11 protein-coding genes, 1 tRNA gene and 1 pseudogene are annotated in these 16,165 nt (G+C 60.2%); 10 read left to right on the forward strand and 3 right to left on the reverse strand.

The window, feature by feature from the left end:
• Positions 1-236 precede the first annotated feature (236 nt).
• From AXG89_RS20515 to folE2, 4 genes are all read left to right on the forward strand, one after another.
• Entirely contained in the window at positions 237-548 is a 312-nt protein-coding gene (locus tag AXG89_RS20515) for an exodeoxyribonuclease VII small subunit (RefSeq protein ID WP_062002509.1), read from the forward strand.
• Positions 545-1,432: a polyprenyl synthetase family protein gene (locus AXG89_RS20520; RefSeq protein ID WP_062002510.1), complete on the forward strand. Its 888-nt coding sequence runs from the start codon at positions 545-547 to the stop codon at positions 1,430-1,432. Before AXG89_RS20515 ends, AXG89_RS20520 begins: the two co-directional genes overlap by 4 nt.
• A gap of 87 nt (positions 1,433-1,519) precedes the next feature.
• Positions 1,520-3,448: a 1-deoxy-D-xylulose-5-phosphate synthase gene (gene dxs, locus AXG89_RS20525; protein WP_062172145.1), complete on the forward strand. Its 1,929-nt coding sequence runs from the start codon at positions 1,520-1,522 to the stop codon at positions 3,446-3,448.
• Positions 3,449-3,559: 111 nt separating this feature from the next.
• The gene (gene folE2 / locus AXG89_RS20530; protein WP_062172146.1) at positions 3,560-4,366 is read left to right on the forward strand and encodes a GTP cyclohydrolase FolE2; all 807 of its coding nucleotides are present in this window, start codon (positions 3,560-3,562) and stop codon (positions 4,364-4,366) included.
• Positions 4,367-4,391: 25 nt separating this feature from the next.
• Here the strand turns inward: folE2 and tsaD are convergent, their stop codons facing one another.
• Entirely contained in the window at positions 4,392-5,420 is a 1,029-nt protein-coding gene (gene tsaD / locus AXG89_RS20535) for a tRNA (adenosine(37)-N6)-threonylcarbamoyltransferase complex transferase subunit TsaD (protein WP_062172148.1), read from the reverse strand.
• Between the two features lie 101 nt (positions 5,421-5,521).
• On the opposite strand from tsaD, the gene AXG89_RS20540 reads away from it, so the two are divergent.
• From AXG89_RS20540 to AXG89_RS20565, 6 genes are all read left to right on the forward strand, one after another.
• The gene (locus tag AXG89_RS20540; protein ID WP_062172150.1) at positions 5,522-6,733 is read left to right on the forward strand and encodes an NAD(P)/FAD-dependent oxidoreductase; all 1,212 of its coding nucleotides are present in this window, start codon (positions 5,522-5,524) and stop codon (positions 6,731-6,733) included.
• Between the two features lie 353 nt (positions 6,734-7,086).
• Positions 7,087-7,533, forward strand: coding sequence for a GatB/YqeY domain-containing protein (locus AXG89_RS20545; RefSeq protein ID WP_062002514.1), 447 nt, complete (start codon positions 7,087-7,089; stop codon positions 7,531-7,533).
• Between the two features lie 35 nt (positions 7,534-7,568).
• Positions 7,569-9,446 carry a DNA primase gene (gene dnaG / locus AXG89_RS20550; RefSeq protein ID WP_062172152.1) on the forward strand — a complete coding sequence of 626 codons (1,878 nt, stop codon included), beginning with the start codon at positions 7,569-7,571 and terminating at the stop codon, positions 9,444-9,446.
• A gap of 524 nt (positions 9,447-9,970) precedes the next feature.
• The gene (gene rpoD / locus AXG89_RS20555) at positions 9,971-12,217 is read left to right on the forward strand and encodes an RNA polymerase sigma factor RpoD (RefSeq protein ID WP_119024683.1); all 2,247 of its coding nucleotides are present in this window, start codon (positions 9,971-9,973) and stop codon (positions 12,215-12,217) included.
• 159 nt (positions 12,218-12,376) lie between these two features.
• Positions 12,377-12,453: transfer RNA gene (locus AXG89_RS20560), tRNA-Ile, on the forward strand.
• A gap of 172 nt (positions 12,454-12,625) precedes the next feature.
• Complete coding sequence (locus tag AXG89_RS20565; protein WP_062172154.1) at positions 12,626-13,846, forward strand: tyrosine-type recombinase/integrase; 1,221 nt, start codon at positions 12,626-12,628, stop codon at positions 13,844-13,846.
• 632 nt (positions 13,847-14,478) lie between these two features.
• Here AXG89_RS20565 and AXG89_RS44660 read toward each other — a convergent pair.
• Together AXG89_RS44660 and AXG89_RS20575 are read right to left on the reverse strand one after the other, a co-directional pair.
• A pseudogene (locus tag AXG89_RS44660) lies at positions 14,479-14,897 on the reverse strand (IS110 family transposase); the annotation flags it as partial.
• Between the two features lie 266 nt (positions 14,898-15,163).
• Positions 15,164-16,069 (reverse strand): LysR substrate-binding domain-containing protein, encoded by a 906-nt coding sequence (locus AXG89_RS20575; RefSeq protein ID WP_062172156.1) that lies wholly within the window; start codon positions 16,067-16,069, stop codon positions 15,164-15,166.
• Positions 16,070-16,165: the final 96 nt, after the last annotated feature.

Consider the following 16,165-nt stretch of genomic DNA (forward strand, 5'->3'; position numbering starts at 1 on the left):
AGACCGCGAATTATAACGAAAACCCTTTCAATGGGGCGCCCGAGGACTTGTTTTGGGTCAAATCCCAGCGCGGAGTTCCGGGCTTTTGCGGGACTTTTCAGGATTTTTACAAGCAAGCGAAGGCAGCCTGAGACGCGCTACTGGCATGGGTCAGCGCATGGCGGAGGTCGGAAAAGCCGCTTTTGCCGTAGAATGTCCGACTTGTTTCCCGAAATCCGACATTACACCCACGATTCATGGCGAAAACCGCAACGCAGGATGGCTCGGCAAGCGCGGACAACGCGCCGCTCCCGGAGAATTACGAGACGGCGCTGGCCGAACTGGAGGGGCTCGTAGCGCGCATGGAAGGCGGCGCGCTGAGCCTGGAGGAGTCGCTCGCTGCGTACCGCCGTGGCGCGGCGCTCGTCGGCTTTTGCCAGCAACAATTAGAAAAGGTCGAGCAGCAGGTTCGCGTGCTCGATGGCGACACACTAAAACCGCTGCCCGCCGAATTGCAGCGCGCCACCCAGGGCGCAGGCACATCGGCAGATAACGGGGACGACTTATGACTTTTGACCAATGGATGCACGCGAGCCTCGATCGCGTCGAAACCGCGCTGGAACATTACCTGCCGGGTACGGACATCGCGCCCGCCAAGTTGCATGAAGCCATGCGCTACGCCGTGCTCGGGGGCGGCAAGCGGGTGCGCCCGCTCCTGTGCCACGCAGCCGGTGAACTGACGGGTGCGAGCGCCCAGGCGCTGGACGCCGGGAGTGCGGCTCTCGAGATGATTCACGTGTATTCGCTGGTTCATGACGACATGCCTGCCATGGACGACGACGCTCTGCGTCGCGGAAAACCAACGGTACATGTGCAATATGACGAAGCGACGGCACTGCTCGTCGGCGACGCGCTGCAGTCGCAGGCGTTCGTCGCGCTGACCGGGGACAATAACGGCCTGAGCGCCGCCCAGCAGGCCGCTCTCACGCGGGAACTGGCGCTGGCGAGTGGTTCGGTGGGCATGGCGGGCGGGCAGGCCATCGACCTGGAGAGCGTCGGGCGCAAGCTGTCGCGCCCGGAACTCGAGACCATGCACCGAAAGAAAACCGGCGCCTTGTTGCGCGCGGCCGTAAGAATGGGTGCACTCTGTGGCGAAGCACCGGACGCGGCCGCCATGAGCGCACTGGATTCGTATGCGGCCGCAATTGGCCTGGCGTTCCAGGTCGTGGATGACATTCTCGACGTCACCGCAGACTCCGCCACGCTTGGCAAGACGGCGGGCAAGGACGCAAAGGACGACAAACCGACGTACGTGTCGATCATCGGACTCGATGCATCGCGCGAACTGGCAGCTCAACTGGGCCGCGATGCCCATGCTGCACTAGCGCCGTTTGGCCCGCGGGCCGCCCGACTGGGCGAACTGGCCGACCTGGTTGTGAACCGGGTGAACTGAAACATACGATAAAACGCGGAACCGGCGGGCGTGCAAGATGCTTGCAGACCTGAACGGCTTTCGCCAGTTTTCCTAAATGGGACGACGATGTACGACTTGCTGAAAACCATCGACGATCCAGCCGCATTGCGAGCGCTGGACCGCCACGAACTAAAACCGCTGGCCGAAGAGTTGCGTGCCTACGTGCTCGACAGCGTGTCGCAGACGGGCGGGCATTTGTCGTCGAATCTCGGAACGGTCGAGCTGACGATAGCGCTTCATTACGTCTTCGATACCCCGAACGATAAAATCGTCTGGGACGTGGGCCACCAGACTTATCCGCACAAGATCCTGACGGGCCGCCGCGACCAGATGAAAACGCTGCGCCAGGCTGGCGGGATTTCCGGCTTTCCGCGCCGTAGCGAATCGAAATACGACACCTTCGGCACAGCGCACTCCAGCACGTCCATTTCGGCGGCGCTCGGCATGGCGATCGCGAGCAAGCTGCAGGGCGACAACCGTTATTCCATCGCGGTGATCGGCGACGGCGCAATGACCGCCGGCATGGCCTTCGAAGCCATGAACAACGCTGGCGTGGCCGACGACGTGCCGCTCCTCGTGATCCTGAACGACAACGACATGTCGATCTCGCCGCCGGTCGGCGCGCTAAACCGGCATCTTGCGCGCCTGATGTCGGGGCGTTTCTACGCCGCCGCACGTGCCGGCGTGGAGCGTGTGCTGCGCGTGGCGCCCCCCATGCTCGATCTCGCCCGCAAGCTTGAGGAACACGCGAAGGGCATGATCGTGCCGGCCACGTTGTTCGAGGAATTCGGCTTCAATTACATCGGGCCAATCGATGGTCACGATCTCGAATCACTGATTCCGACGCTGCAGAACATCAAGGAGCTGCGTGGTCCACAGTTCCTGCACGTCGTGACGAAGAAAGGGCAAGGCTACAAGCTCGCCGAAGCCGATCCGGTGCTGTACCACGGCCCGGGCAAATTCAATCCGGCAGAGGGCATCAAGCCTTCTACGGTGCCATCGAAGAAAACCTACACGCAGGTCTTCGGCGAATGGCTCTGCGACGCCGCCGAGCAGGATTCGCGCGTTGTCGGCATTACGCCCGCCATGCGTGAAGGCTCGGGCATGGTGGAGTTCGAGAAGCGCTTCCCGGATCGTTATTTCGATGTCGGTATTGCCGAGCAGCACGCCGTGACGTTTGCGGGCGGTCTGGCCGCCGATGGCATGCGCCCGGTCGTCGCGATCTACTCGACCTTCCTGCAGCGTGCGTATGACCAGTTGATCCACGACGTCGCATTGCAGAACCTGCCGGTGGTGTTCGCCATCGACCGTGCGGGTCTGGTCGGCGCGGACGGTGCGACGCATGCCGGCAACTACGACCTCGCGTTCCTGCGCTGCATCCCGAACATGACGGTGATGGCCGCGTCCGACGAAGACGAATGCCGCCAGATGCTTTACACGGCGTTGCAGCAGCCGAACCCCACGGCCGTGCGTTATCCGCGCGGCGCGGGCACGGGTGTGAAGATCGTCAAGAAGATGACGGCCCTCCCGGTCGGCAAGGGCGAAATCCGGCGCGAATCGACGCAAAAAGTGGGTTCGGGCTCGCGCATCGCGATTCTTGCGTTCGGCACCATGGTCGCACCCGCGCTTGCCGCTGCCGAAGAACTGGACGCGACCGTGGCCAACATGCGTTTCGTCAAGCCTATCGATGCCGATCTGCTGCGGGAACTGGCCGCCACGCACGACGCGCTCGTAACCGTCGAAGAAGGCGCGATCATGGGCGGCGCGGGCTCGGCCTGCGTGGAAAGCCTGCTGGCCAGCTCGGTCATCAAGCCGGTGCTGCAACTCGGCTTGCCGGACGTGTTTATCGATCATGGCGATCCGGTCAAGTTGCTAGTGTCGTGCGGGCTGGACGGGGCGGGGATCGCGAAGTCGATTCGCGAGCGTTTCCTGAAAGACGCCGTCTCACACGACGTCCAGAGCGACACCGGCAAGCTGACCAAACGCGTCGCTTGACTTCTATGATTGCAGTGCTACGGCGGGCGTCGGGGACGTCCGCCAGGTTGCATCGCCGCTGCATCCTCGCGTGATAACGACCACAATGCGCGCGACGGACAAGGAAATTCAATGAATCAGATGAATCCCGCCTTTGCGATGCCCGATGTCCAGAGCTCGCTCGACACGCGGCAGATCCCGATCCAGCGCGTAGGCGTTAAAGCGGTGCGATATCCGCTGACCATCCGGACATCGACCGGCGAATTGCAGCCGGGCGTGGGTCTCTGGAATCTCGACGTCCACCTTCCCGCCGATCAGAAGGGCACCCACATGTCGCGCTTCGTGGCCTTGCTCGAAGAGCATCGCGCGCCGCTCGACCAAACCGCTCTCCGTTCCATGCTCGCCGCGATGCTGCTCAAGCTCGAGGCGCATTCGGGGCGTATCGAAGTATCGTTTACGTACTTCGTCATGAAGACCGCGCCGGTCTCCGGCGTGCAAAGCCTGATGGACTACGAGGTCACATTCGCGGGCGAGATTCGCGCGGGCGAAACGCGGACGTCGCTGAAAGTGCTCGTGCCGGTGACGAGCTTGTGCCCGTGCTCGAAGCAGATTTCACAGTACGGCGCGCACAACCAGCGCTCGCATGTGACGATCAGCGCAGAGTTCACGGGCGATCTGGCCGTTGAAGACCTGATCCGGATTGCCGAAGAAGAGGCGTCGTGCGAGTTGTGGGGTTTGCTGAAGCGGCCCGACGAGAAATTCGTGACCGAGCGCGCGTACGAAAATCCGAAGTTCGTAGAAGACCTTGTACGCGATGTCGCCACGCGCCTGAACGCGGATGCGCGGATCGTGGCTTATGTGCTGGAAGCGGAAAACTTCGAGTCCATTCACAATCACAGCGCCTACGCGGTGATCGAGCATGACAAGCGGGTTTCCTGACCCGTCTTGAAACTACATTCTTAAACTAGGCGGCCGCCAGGGACGTCAGATCCCAGCGCGGCTTCACCGTGAAAGCGTAATCGCGCACGGCTTGATCGGGCCAGCGCGCAAGCCTCAAGGCGCCGGCGAGCGCAATCATCGCGCCGTTATCGGTGCATAGCGACAAGTCGGGGTAGTGCACCTCGAAGCGGCGCTTTTTCGCAGCCGCCGACAACGCCTCGCGCAACTGCCGGTTCGCCCCCACGCCGCCCGCCACCACCAGCCGCTTCAAGCCCGTCTGCTTCAATGCGGCGATGGACTTCGCCGTCAGTACATCGACGGCTGCATCGACAAAACCGCGCGCCAGATCCGCCTTCGACTGCTCGCTGACGTCCGCGCCGAACTTGCGGCTGTGAGTGAGCACGGCGGTCTTCAAACCGCTGAAGCTGAAGTCCAGGTCGCCGGAATGCAGCATCGGGCGTGGCAGTCTGACCGCGCCGGATGTGCCGGATTCGGCCAGCCGCGAGACCTCCGGGCCACCTGGGTAGCCCAGGCCGAGGAGCTTGGCGGTTTTGTCGAAGGCTTCGCCTGCGGCGTCGTCGAGCGTCTCGCCGAGCGTTTCGTATTCCCCGACGTCGGTCACGCGCATCAACTGCGTGTGTCCGCCCGATACCAGCAGCGCCACGAACGGAAACGGCGGCGGCTCGCTCACGAGAAGCGGCGACAGCAGATGCCCTTCCAGATGATGAATGCCGACGGTCGGCAGATCCCACGCCATGGCCAGTGCGTTCGCCACACTCGCGCCGACCAGCAGCGCGCCGGCGAGGCCGGGCCCTTGCGTGAACGCGATGGCGTCGATGTCCGCAGGCGCCGTTTTCGCTTCCGCCATCACTTGTTCGAGCAGCGGCAACGCGCGGCGAATATGGTCGCGCGATGCCAGTTCGGGCACGACGCCGCCGTATTCCCGGTGCATGGCGATTTGCGAATGCAGTGCGTGCGAAAGCAGGCCGCGCTCGGTGTCGTAGAGGGCAAGGCCGGTTTCATCGCAGGAGCTTTCGATGCCTAGAACGAGCATGGCGGGGGACTTCTCGGGATGTTTGGGGTAGCGCGCAAGTATACCAGCGGCAGCCGTTCTGCCCTCGGCAACCCCGGCGGCCAGCCGCTACAATGCGCGCCATGGAAACTTACGATATCGCCGTCATCGGTGCGGGCGCCGCCGGCATGATGTGCGCCGCCGTGGCCGCGCAAAACGGCCGCCGCGTGGTGCTGATCGACCATGCCGAACGGCTCGCTGAAAAGATCCGCATTTCGGGTGGCGGGCGCTGCAACTTCACGAATATCAACGCCGGGCCGGCAAATTTTTTATCGGCGAATCCGCGTTTTTGCCGCTCCGCGCTCGCCCGTTATACGCCTCAGGATTTTCTCGCGCTGCTCAGGCGGCATCGCGTGGCGTGGCACGAAAAACACAAAGGCCAGCTTTTCTGCGATGACTCCAGCGAATCGATCATCCAGGTCCTGAAGAGCGAATGCGACACGGGCGGCGTGACGTGGCGCCGGCCGGTCGGAATCGATACCATCAGTCACGACGGCGCCCGCTTCACGCTTGCAACGACCGCGGGCGCGATGTCGTGCGCTGCACTCGTAGTCGCGACCGGCGGCCTGTCGATACCGAAAATCGGCGCGACGGATTTTGCGTATCGTGTGGCGAAGCAGTTCGGCCACAAGCTCATCGATACCCGTCCCGCCCTCGTGCCGCTGACCTTCGCACCGGCCGACTGGGAGCCGTTCGCGGCGCTATCCGGGCTGTCCGTACCCGTTGAACTGAGCGCCGGCACGGGCCGCCAGCGCACGGAATTCTCCGAGGATCTGCTGCTCACGCACAGGGGTTTGTCGGGGCCGGGCGTGTTGCAGATTTCGAGCTACTGGAACCCGTCGGAGCCGATTTGCATCGACCTGCTGCCGGGCGTGGATGCGACCGGCGATCTGCTTGCCGCCAAGCGTGAATCGCGCAAACAGGTCGGTACGTTGCTCGCGGAACGCGTTCCGGCGCGGCTTGCCCAGACCTGGCTCGACGTCCAGCGCGTGCCGGCGGATTCGCGTCTTGCCGATCTCCCCGATAAAACCCTGCGTCAGATCGGCGAATCGCTGTCGCGCTGGACACTGACGCCAAACGGCACGGAAGGCTACCGGAAAGCCGAAGTCACCCGCGGCGGTGTGGACACGCGCGAGCTTTCGTCGGCAACGATGATGAGCGCGCGGGTCGCGGGTTTGTATTTCATCGGCGAAGCCGTCGATGTCACCGGCTGGCTCGGCGGATACAACTTCCAGTGGGCGTGGGCGTCCGCGGTGGCGGCGGGAAAGGCGGCGGCCGAGCAGGTTCGTGCCTGAAACGTTCAAGCAGGCCCCAAACCCATGACCAGCATGGTTTTAGCCGATGATTTGCAAGATGGATCAAGCCCGCTTCTGGCTTAGAAAACCTGTTTTCGACCTGCTATACTGCCTCGTTAGTAGCGACAATCGGCGCAACTCAAAAGAGTGCAATCGGGGCGGTGATCCATGAAAAACAATTCGATCCCTTCCCAAAACACGCTGGCAGGCGCACAGCGCCACGCCGGCCGGTTTCAAAAGTACTCGAAACACCCTGGTTCATGATCCCGCTTGAGGAAACCCTCTCAAGCGGGTTTTTGCATTGAGCCATGAACGGCAGAATTCTTAACACAGCATCAGCAGAGTCCCAAGCAATGAGCCTTAAAGACCAGATCACCGACGACATGAAAACCGCAATGCGCGCCCGCGAAACGGAGCGCCTCGGGACCATCCGGCTGCTGCTCGCGGCGATCAAGCAGCGCGAAGTCGATGAGCGCATCACACTGGACGACGCAGCGATCACGGCGGTGATCGACAAGATGATCAAGCAGCGCAAGGATTCCATCAGCCAGTTCCAGACAGCCGGACGCGACGACCTGGTTGCGAAGGAACAAGCCGAACTGGGCGTGTTGTCGGCCTACATGCCGGAACAATTATCAGCCGATGACATCAACGCCGAGATCCAGGCTGCCGTGACGGCAACGGGCGCGGCGGGTCCGCAGGACATGGGCAAGGTGATGGGCGTGCTGAAGCCGAAGCTGGCCGGACGCGCCGACATGACGGCGGTGTCGGGCCTGGTAAAAGCGGCGCTCGCCAAATAAAGCTTCTCATAAAGACTCAGCAAAAGACTTACTAAGTGATTCCGCATTCGTTTCTTCAGGACTTGCTGAACCGCGTCGATATCGTCGACGTGGTGGGCAAGTTCGTCCAGTTGAAGAAGGGCGGCGCGAACTTCATGGGCCTGTGCCCGTTCCATAACGAGAAAAGTCCCTCGTTCACGGTCAGCCCGACCAAGCAGTTCTATCACTGCTTCGGCTGCGGCGCGCACGGCACGGCCATCAGCTTTCTCATGGAGCACACGGCGCTGACCTTTCCGGAAGCCGTACAGGAACTCGCCCAATCAGTCGGCTTGACGGTTCCGCAGGAACCCTCGCGGCTTTCGGGCGGATCGGGCGAAGGCTATTCGCCCGCGCCAAGCAAGGCGGTCAGCGTCGCGTTGACGGAAGTGATGCAAACCGCCTGTGACTTCTACAGGAAGCAATTGCGCGGGGCGCCTAACGCCATCGAATATCTGAAAAAACGCGGTCTCACCGGCGAAATCGCATTGCGGTTCGGGCTGGGTTACGCGCCGGACGGCTGGCAGAACCTGGAAAGCGCGTTTCCCGATTACAAGAACGACAACCTGGTGGACGCGGGCCTGATCATCGTCAGCGAAAAAAGCGACAACCAGGGCCAGTCCCGCCGGTACGACCGCTTCCGCGAACGCGTGATGTTTCCCATCCGCAATGTGAAGGGAAACGTGATCGGTTTTGGGGGACGCGTGCTCGACGGTGGCGAACCCAAGTACTTGAACTCGCCGGAAACGCCGCTGTTCAGCAAGGGCAGCGAGTTGTACGGTTTGTTTGAAGCACGTCTGGCCATCCGCGAACTTGGCTACGCACTGGTCGTCGAAGGGTATATGGACGTGGTGGCGCTCGCGCAACTCGGGTTTGCGAATGCGGTCGCCACGCTCGGGACGGCCTGCACGCCGGTCCACGTTCAAAAGCTGTTTCGTCAGACTGAAACGGTCGTGTTCAGCTTCGATGGCGATTCCGCTGGCCGTCGCGCCGCGCGTCGCGCGCTCGAAGCATGTTTGCCGCACGCCGCCGACAACCGCACCATCCGCTTCCTGTTCCTGCCAAAAGAGCACGATCCGGACAGCTACGTGCGCGAGTTCGGTACGGACGGTTTTGGTGAACAGGTCGATCGCGCCATGCCGCTGTCGCAATTCCTGCTCAACGAGATTTTGAACGACAAGGAGCTCGACCAGCCGGAAGGCCGCGCGAAGGCGCTGTTCGATGCCAAACCGCTGCTGCAGGCGCTTCCACCCAACGCGCTGCGCGTGCAGATCCTGCACATGCTGGCCGATCGGCTGAATACGCCGTTTGGTGAAATTGCGGCACTGTGCGACATCGATTCGCGCGCCGCGGCAGTTGCCCGGGCCGCGTTGCCGAAGAGCGAGCGGCGTCGCGTCAAAGGGCATGAACAACGTGCGTTGCGCAATCTGGTGATGTATCCATCGATTTATAAAACGCTCGATCACGAAAGCGAGCAGTCGCTCGTGACCATGACCGAACACGGCGAATTATTCAGCGAAGTGATCGGACATGCGCGGGAGCTGGGCGAGACCGCGGAGTTCCAGATGTTGTCGGATCTGTTGCGCAACGCCGCGAACGCCCCGACTTACGAGGATATCTTCCAGGAAATTCTCGCCTATGATGAAAATGTACGTGACCTGCTGATGCGGGACCCCGCTGACGAGTCTGCCAACGAGCGTGTGCAGGAGCAGAAAAAGCTTTTGGCAGAGGAACTGCAGGCAACCGTTGTCAAACTCCGGCATGACAGCTATAGGAATCGGCTGGATCAACTGGCGCAGCAGGCCAGCCTGACCGTAGAAGAAATTGCCGAATTCTCGGAGTTATCGGTTAAAGCTGCTCAAATCAAGGCTGCACGCGGGGTAAGTCGGGAGGTGTAAATAGCGCATGCTACAATTAAAGGTTTTCAGCAAGTTGTTTTTTTGACTTTTGTGCTCATTTGCGAAAAAGAGGTGAGGCACGCATGGTTAAGACTGCTAGCGGGAAGAAAACAACGGCACGCGGCTCTAACGAGTCGAAACGGGCAGTGGCCCAAAGCCGGTCAGTTTCTTCCTCCGGAGCGTCCAGACATCGCGCGTCAGCCGTCAAGTCACCTTCCGGTTTGTCTGCTTCAAGTAGTCAGTCAGGCAGTCAACCGGGCACTGAATTGAGCACCAGGAAGCAAGGCTCGGTTGCATCGGCAGTGAGTGCAGGGCCGGCCAGAGCGGCGAAAGCCGTCAGGCCGCCAGGCAAAAAAACGCTGGGTCAGTCGACAAGTCGGGCCGGCAGCATTTCCGGCCAGTCGGATGCGGCGGGCGAAGCGGAGAAGGCCGGAAGTTCGGCCGGCAAGCAAGCGAGTGCAACGGAAGCGGCTGCTAATGCGGGCCGGAAACGCGTCACGAAGCAGGAGTCGAAGCAGGCTCGCATGCGCGTCGTGAAGCGAGGTCCGGCGCAGGACCCCGGACGGCGTAATGCCCGGAAAGTCGTGTCGACGCAGGACGAGGCAGCGCGCACACATTCAGTATCCACGGTTCCATCGGCTGTCGTCCAGCAGCCGCGAGTCGAGACTAATGCCGGTACGGCGAACTCCATGACGAAAAAGCTGAACGAAGTACCCGTCGATGACGACGCAACGCAAAACGCGCAAAACGTCCAGGCCGATCCTGCGGTGCCCGCAGCGGATGCCGTAGCCGCGCCTCCGGTCAAGGTCGAGAAGGTCAAGGCGCGCGACCGGCGTGCCAAGGAAAAAGCGCTGTTGAAGGACGCGTTCGCCTCCAGCGCGCCCGGTACGGTTGAAGAGCTCGAGGAGCGCCGTGCGAAACTGCGCGCGCTGATCAAGCTCGGCAAGGAACGCGGCTTCCTGACCTACGCGGAAATCAACGATCACCTGCCCGACAACTTCACGGAAACGGAAGCAATCGAAGGGATCATCAGCACGTTCAACGACATGGGCGTAGCGGTCTACGAACAGGCGCCGGACGCTGAAACGCTGCTGCTCAACGACAACGCGCCGGCCGCATCGTCGGATGACGAGGTCGAGGAAGAGGCTGAAGTCGCACTGTCCACTGTCGATTCCGAATTTGGCCGTACGACCGATCCGGTGCGCATGTACATGCGCGAAATGGGCACAGTCGAGCTGCTCACGCGCGAAGGCGAAATCGAGATCGCGAAGCGCATTGAAGATGGCCTCAAGCACATGGTGATGGCCATTTCGGCGTGCCCGACGACCATCGCGGACATCCTCGCGATGGCCGAGCGCGTGCAGAACGAAGAAACGCGCGTTGACGAACTGGTGGACGGTCTGATCGACCCGAACGCCGCCGACGCCGATGGTTTTTCCGAGCAGGAAGCGGAAGCCATTGAAAGCGAGGACGAAGAGGAAGCCGACGAAAGCAGCGAAGACGAGGAAGAAGTCGACGAAACCACCGCTCAGGCCAACGCCAACGCCGCGCAACTGGAAGCGCTCAAGCGTGCATCGCTCGAAAAATTCTCGCTCATCAGCGAGTGGTTCGACAAGATGCGCCGCGCTTACGAGAAGGAAGGCTACAAGTCGAAGGCTTATCTGAAGGCGCAGGAAGCCATTCAGAGCGAGCTGATGACCATCCGCTTTACCGCACGTACCGTTGAGCGCCTGTGCGACACGCTGCGCGCGCAAGTGGACGAAGTACGTCAGGTGGAACGTCAGATCCTGCATACCGTTGTCGATAAATGCGGCATGCCGCGGGCCGAGTTCATCGCGCGTTTTCCGGGTAGCGAGACGGATCTCGAATGGTCGGAGAAAGTCGTTGCTGAGAATCACGGCTACAGCGTCATCCTGGCGCGTAACGTTCCCGCGATTCGCGAACAGCAGCAACGTCTGCTCGACTTGCAGGCGCGGGTCGTGTTGCCGTTGAAGGACCTGAAGGAAACCAACCGTCAGATGGCGGCCGGCGAACTGAAGGCGCGTCAGGCCAAGCGCGAAATGACGGAAGCGAACTTGCGTCTCGTAATCTCGATTGCCAAGAAATACACGAACCGCGGGCTGCAGTTTCTTGACCTGATCCAGGAAGGCAACATCGGCCTGATGAAGGCGGTGGACAAGTTCGAATACCGTCGTGGTTATAAATTCTCGACTTACGCCACATGGTGGATTCGCCAGGCCATCACGCGGTCGATTGCCGACCAGGCGCGCACCATCCGGATTCCGGTTCACATGATCGAAACGATCAACAAGATGAACCGTATTTCGCGGCAGATCCTGCAGGAAACCGGTCTTGAGCCGGATCCGGCAACGCTCGCCGAGAAGATGGAAATGCCGGAAGACAAGATCCGCAAGATCATGAAGATCGCGAAGGAGCCGATCTCCATGGAAACGCCGATCGGGGACGACGACGACTCGCATCTGGGTGACTTTATCGAAGACACGAATACGGTCGCCCCGGCGGATGCTGCGCTGCACGCCAGCATGCGCGACGTCGTGAAGGACGTGCTCGATTCGTTGACGCCGCGCGAAGCGAAGGTGCTGCGCATGCGTTTTGGTATCGAGATGAGTACGGACCATACGCTTGAAGAAGTCGGCAAGCAGTTCGATGTCACCCGCGAACGGATTCGCCAGATCGAGGCGAAGGCGCTGCGCAAGCTTCGTCATCCAAGCCGTTCGGACAAGCTGAAGTCGTTCCTGGAAGGGAATTGATGGTCGAGGCGTGAATGAAGCACCCGAGCGGGGCGGTCCAGGTTGGGCCGCCCCGCTTGTTTTATGGCTCGTTTCAAGGCAAACTCGCAGACCTTCGCGAGTGTGTTACGAACGAAGTTCGTGATCACGGCAGTGTTGATCTGCGTTCCGCTGCACAAAGGGCCGGAAGCTTAATTGGTATAAGCTGTCGACTCATAATCGACCGATAGTGGGTTCGAATCCCACCCGGCCCACCATCCGCTGTTCCAGCGAGATCCCAGACGTTCTACTCAGGCTCTCAAACCCTTGCAGGACGGGCTTCACAGGGATGTCCGACTTCCCAGATGCTCCATGTCGTCCCGTTGACATCCCAGGATTCTGGGGGTAGTTTTGGGGGTATCCCGCAATCAACGCTATGCGATACCCCCAATGGCTCTTTCTGACGCTTCAATTCGCAATGCGAAGGCCGGCCCTAAGCCCGTGAAACTATCCGACGGTGGTGGCCTCTTTCTATTGCTGAATCCAAACGGCTCGCGTCTTTGGCGACTGAAGTACCGCTTTGCGGGCAAAGAGAAACTGATGGCATTCGGCGCTTATCCTGACGTCTCACTCAAGGATGCTCGTGAAAGCCGCGATGACGCGCGCAGACAGCTCGCGGCGGGTCACGATCCTGGAGAGGCTAGGAAAGCATCTAAGGCTGCAGCGACGGCACGAGCGTGCAACAGCTTCGAAGTCATAGCGCGCGAGTGGTTTGAGCTAACAAAAGCGAAATGGGAAAGCGAATACGCTAACCTCGTTCTTCGTCGGCTTGAGAGCGACATTTTTCCGCTGCTTGGCGGTAGGCCCATAGCCGAGATTACGCCGCTTGAGCTACTGACAGTTCTACGGCGGATCGAACAGCGGGGAGCCAATGATCTCACCCGGCGAGTGCTGCAGAAATGTGGGCAGGTTTTCAGGTACGCGGTAGTCACTGGTCGAGCGCCAAGAGACCCGACGACCGATCTGCGCGACGCGCTCAAGCCTGTCCAGAAGCAGCACTACGCATCGATCCAAGATCCCAAAGCGGTCGGAGAGCTGATGCGTGCAATGCGGGATTACCTAGGAGCATTTGAGACGAAATGTGCCTTACTACTCGGCATTTTGACGTTTGTTCGACCGGGCGAATTGAGGAAGGCCGAATGGTTAGAATTTGACCGTGAACAAGCTGAATGGAGGATTCCAGCATCTCGGATGAAGATGAAGGAACAACATATCGTTCCGCTTTCCACGCAGGCGCTTGCTGTTCTGAATGACCTGCATGTGGCGACAGGACACGGGCGTTACCTATTCCCCAGCATCCGAACGAGCTCGCGACCGATGAGCGAAAACACTGTGAACGCGGCTCTCCGTCGACTTGGATACACACGTGAGGAGATGACCGGCCACGGATTCCGAAGTACCGCCTCAACTTTGTTGAATGAGCTGGGGTGGCCCTCCGATGCTATTGAGCGCCAGCTTTCCCACGGTGAGCGTGACGAAGTGCGGAGTGCTTATAACTTTGCCGAATACCTTCCAGTGCGGAGAACGATGATGCAGGCTTGGGCCGACCATCTAGATACATTGGAGCGTGGCGCAAGGATTGTTCGAACACAATTCCCGAAAGCAAGTTAGCTTCAGAAGCGCACGGTAGTAGTGCTATTGATACACCACCAAAAAGGCTTACTATCTGGGTGACCCCAACGCGGCCGATCATCCGTTCCTGTGAAATGCCGATTGCACAGCTAAAAGGTTGGTGAAGAATTAAAGCGTCCGTACCGTCGCAGCGGCCGGTCAAGGCATCGATGCTTTCGGTGAATTGAGCGTCACAGAGGAACACCGATCAAAATCCTTCGCTGTTCAACGGCGCCGACCTGCAGCGTACCGGGGCGGCGGTTTCACAGCAACGCTGGCGCGTCGGCTCTGCGTGAGTTTGTGCTCGATCTGAGAACGACTTCCTATCCGGGAGTGGGGTAGGCCCGGAGGGAGTCAGTGAATGTGTAAATGGCATCTGAAAGACACTTGGTCAGTTGATCGACCCTTGTCTTAAGTGCATCGGAAAGTGACCTTCCTGAGAATGGCTCCAGGCCTTCCCCGCCGCCCGCAAGCATGAACCCGGAACCACTCAAATTTATAGACCCGGCAGACACGAACGAGTAGTGAGCGATTTCATCTCTGATTGAACGGTGCTCACTCCCGTTTGATAGCACGAACCTGAATGTCTTCACCCATTCCGGATGTAGCGTAAGAAGCGGCGCCGAGATAGCACGGTCGCGCTCGCCGCGCAGCCACGCGCGCAGGTTGGTGACCAGTTTGATGACATCGAGCCGGTCGGTCTTCGCGCGCCGCCGGTGGCGTTCGACCGGAATGCTCGCCGGATCGACGACGTAGCACTCGATGCCGCGCGCCTGCAGCGCGCGACAGATCCAGAACGCGTCCTGGCCGGCCTCGTAGCTGACGACGGTCCGCACGCCCGCCGGCAGCGACCACCTGTCCCGGTGCGCCTCGATCAGGTCCAGCACCGCCTGCAGCCGGGCGCGGCCTGGGGCTGCGCGACCGTGTGGACGGCCGGCTGCTCGCGCCGGCCGTCGTGCAGCGCGACCTTCCATTTCGCGGCAGCAAGCTCGAGTGACACCGCCAGCACCGGTTCCTCACCACCCGTCGTAAACGTCCGATCCGTGCGCATGATGCTCTCCTCGTAGCAGGGTTCGAGTGAATGATTTTATCGATCAGTCCGTCGGCAGATCTCCTGCCACATAGGATCATAAGCAAGATGGCCGGGAGGTCAAACTCGGTTTGGGGCGGTATCCCGTAGTTTCCTTGGCCGTGGTCCGCCTGAAGGCGCGCCATCCGCAATCAGAATCAACGTTCAAGTTCCATGCAAGCCGCGCTTGCACGAATCAAGCGCGGGACGAAATCTCGAACGCCCGCTTGTAAGCTATCGAGGAAATGTCACAACGGACCGCTGCTCGGCATCTGCCCCTGCGCAAGAATCCATGCGCGGAATACTGCGAAGGCAGGGCGGTCCAGACGTGCGCTTTCGAAGCAGAGGTAATGGCCGTGATCAAGTTCCAGCAGTTGTCCGAGCGTCAAGAGAATGCGATTAGTCAGCTCTTCCTCGACCAGAATTTTGGGGACTAAAGCCATGCCTAGTCCACTGACCGCCGCTTGGATTATGGCTGAGTACTGGGCAAATCGAGGGCCAGCTAAGGTCAGCGTTTCGTCGATCGAATGAACGTGTGCCCACTGGCGCCATGCAAGCGGCGCTTGCTCGTGGTGCAACAACGTTTCTCCGGCCACATCGTTCGCACTCCGCAGCAATCGGCCCTTCACAGGAATCGAGGGCGAGTATACGCAAACAAATTCTTTTCCAGCAATGTAGTCAGACTGAACCCTTGGCCAATCGCCAGATCCGTACCGAATCGCTGCATCCATATCTAATGGGAGAGAATCCGATTCGCCGAGATGCTGGCTGAAGCTGAATGTGACGTTAGCGTGAAGCCGCGTGAATTCATTGAGCCTTGGGATGAGCCATTTAGTAAGGAAGGTGGGAACACTCGCTAAGGATATGACGCCGGCTCCGTTACGACCTGCACGAAATTCGAAGGTCGCAGTCTCCAACGCACGAAGACTGGGGGAAACCCTTGCCAAATATTCACGTCCCGCCGTTGTCAGTTGAATCCCCCGACCGTGCTTTTGCATCAGCGGGCGACCCAAGTAACTCTCCAACGCAGAAATTTGCTTGCTCACCGCGCTGGCCGACACACAAAGAGAAATTGCTGCTCGTGTGAGGCTTTCGTAGCGGGCCACTGCGTCGAACGCGAGGAGCTCTTGGATAGTGGGGCAGGTTCGTTTCATGACATTAGTATGCCGTTATTGTTTCCGTTTGCTCAAGTGTTGCATCCCAATATTCACTAGTCGGGTGGGACTGTCGACGGTAAATTAAGAAAAACG

The organism is Burkholderia sp. PAMC 26561 (genome assembly GCF_001557535.2).
In the GTDB taxonomy this organism is placed as follows: domain Bacteria; phylum Pseudomonadota; class Gammaproteobacteria; order Burkholderiales; family Burkholderiaceae; genus Caballeronia.

Coding starts and splice junctions, on each gene's coding strand:
- AXG89_RS20515 (WP_062002509.1), top strand. CDS start 237: ATGGCGAAAACCGCAACGCAGGATGGCTCGGCAAGCGCGGACAACGCG.
- AXG89_RS20520 (WP_062002510.1), top strand. CDS start 545: ATGACTTTTGACCAATGGATGCACGCGAGCCTCGATCGCGTCGAAACC.
- dxs (WP_062172145.1), top strand. CDS start 1,520: ATGTACGACTTGCTGAAAACCATCGACGATCCAGCCGCATTGCGAGCG.
- folE2 (WP_062172146.1), top strand. CDS start 3,560: ATGAATCAGATGAATCCCGCCTTTGCGATGCCCGATGTCCAGAGCTCG.
- tsaD (WP_062172148.1), bottom strand. CDS start 5,420: ATGCTCGTTCTAGGCATCGAAAGCTCCTGCGATGAAACCGGCCTTGCC.
- AXG89_RS20540 (WP_062172150.1), top strand. CDS start 5,522: ATGGAAACTTACGATATCGCCGTCATCGGTGCGGGCGCCGCCGGCATG.
- AXG89_RS20545 (WP_062002514.1), top strand. CDS start 7,087: ATGAGCCTTAAAGACCAGATCACCGACGACATGAAAACCGCAATGCGC.
- rpoD (WP_119024683.1), top strand. CDS start 9,971: ATGCGCGTCGTGAAGCGAGGTCCGGCGCAGGACCCCGGACGGCGTAAT.
- AXG89_RS20565 (WP_062172154.1), top strand. CDS start 12,626: ATGGCTCTTTCTGACGCTTCAATTCGCAATGCGAAGGCCGGCCCTAAG.
- AXG89_RS20575 (WP_062172156.1), bottom strand. CDS start 16,069: ATGAAACGAACCTGCCCCACTATCCAAGAGCTCCTCGCGTTCGACGCA.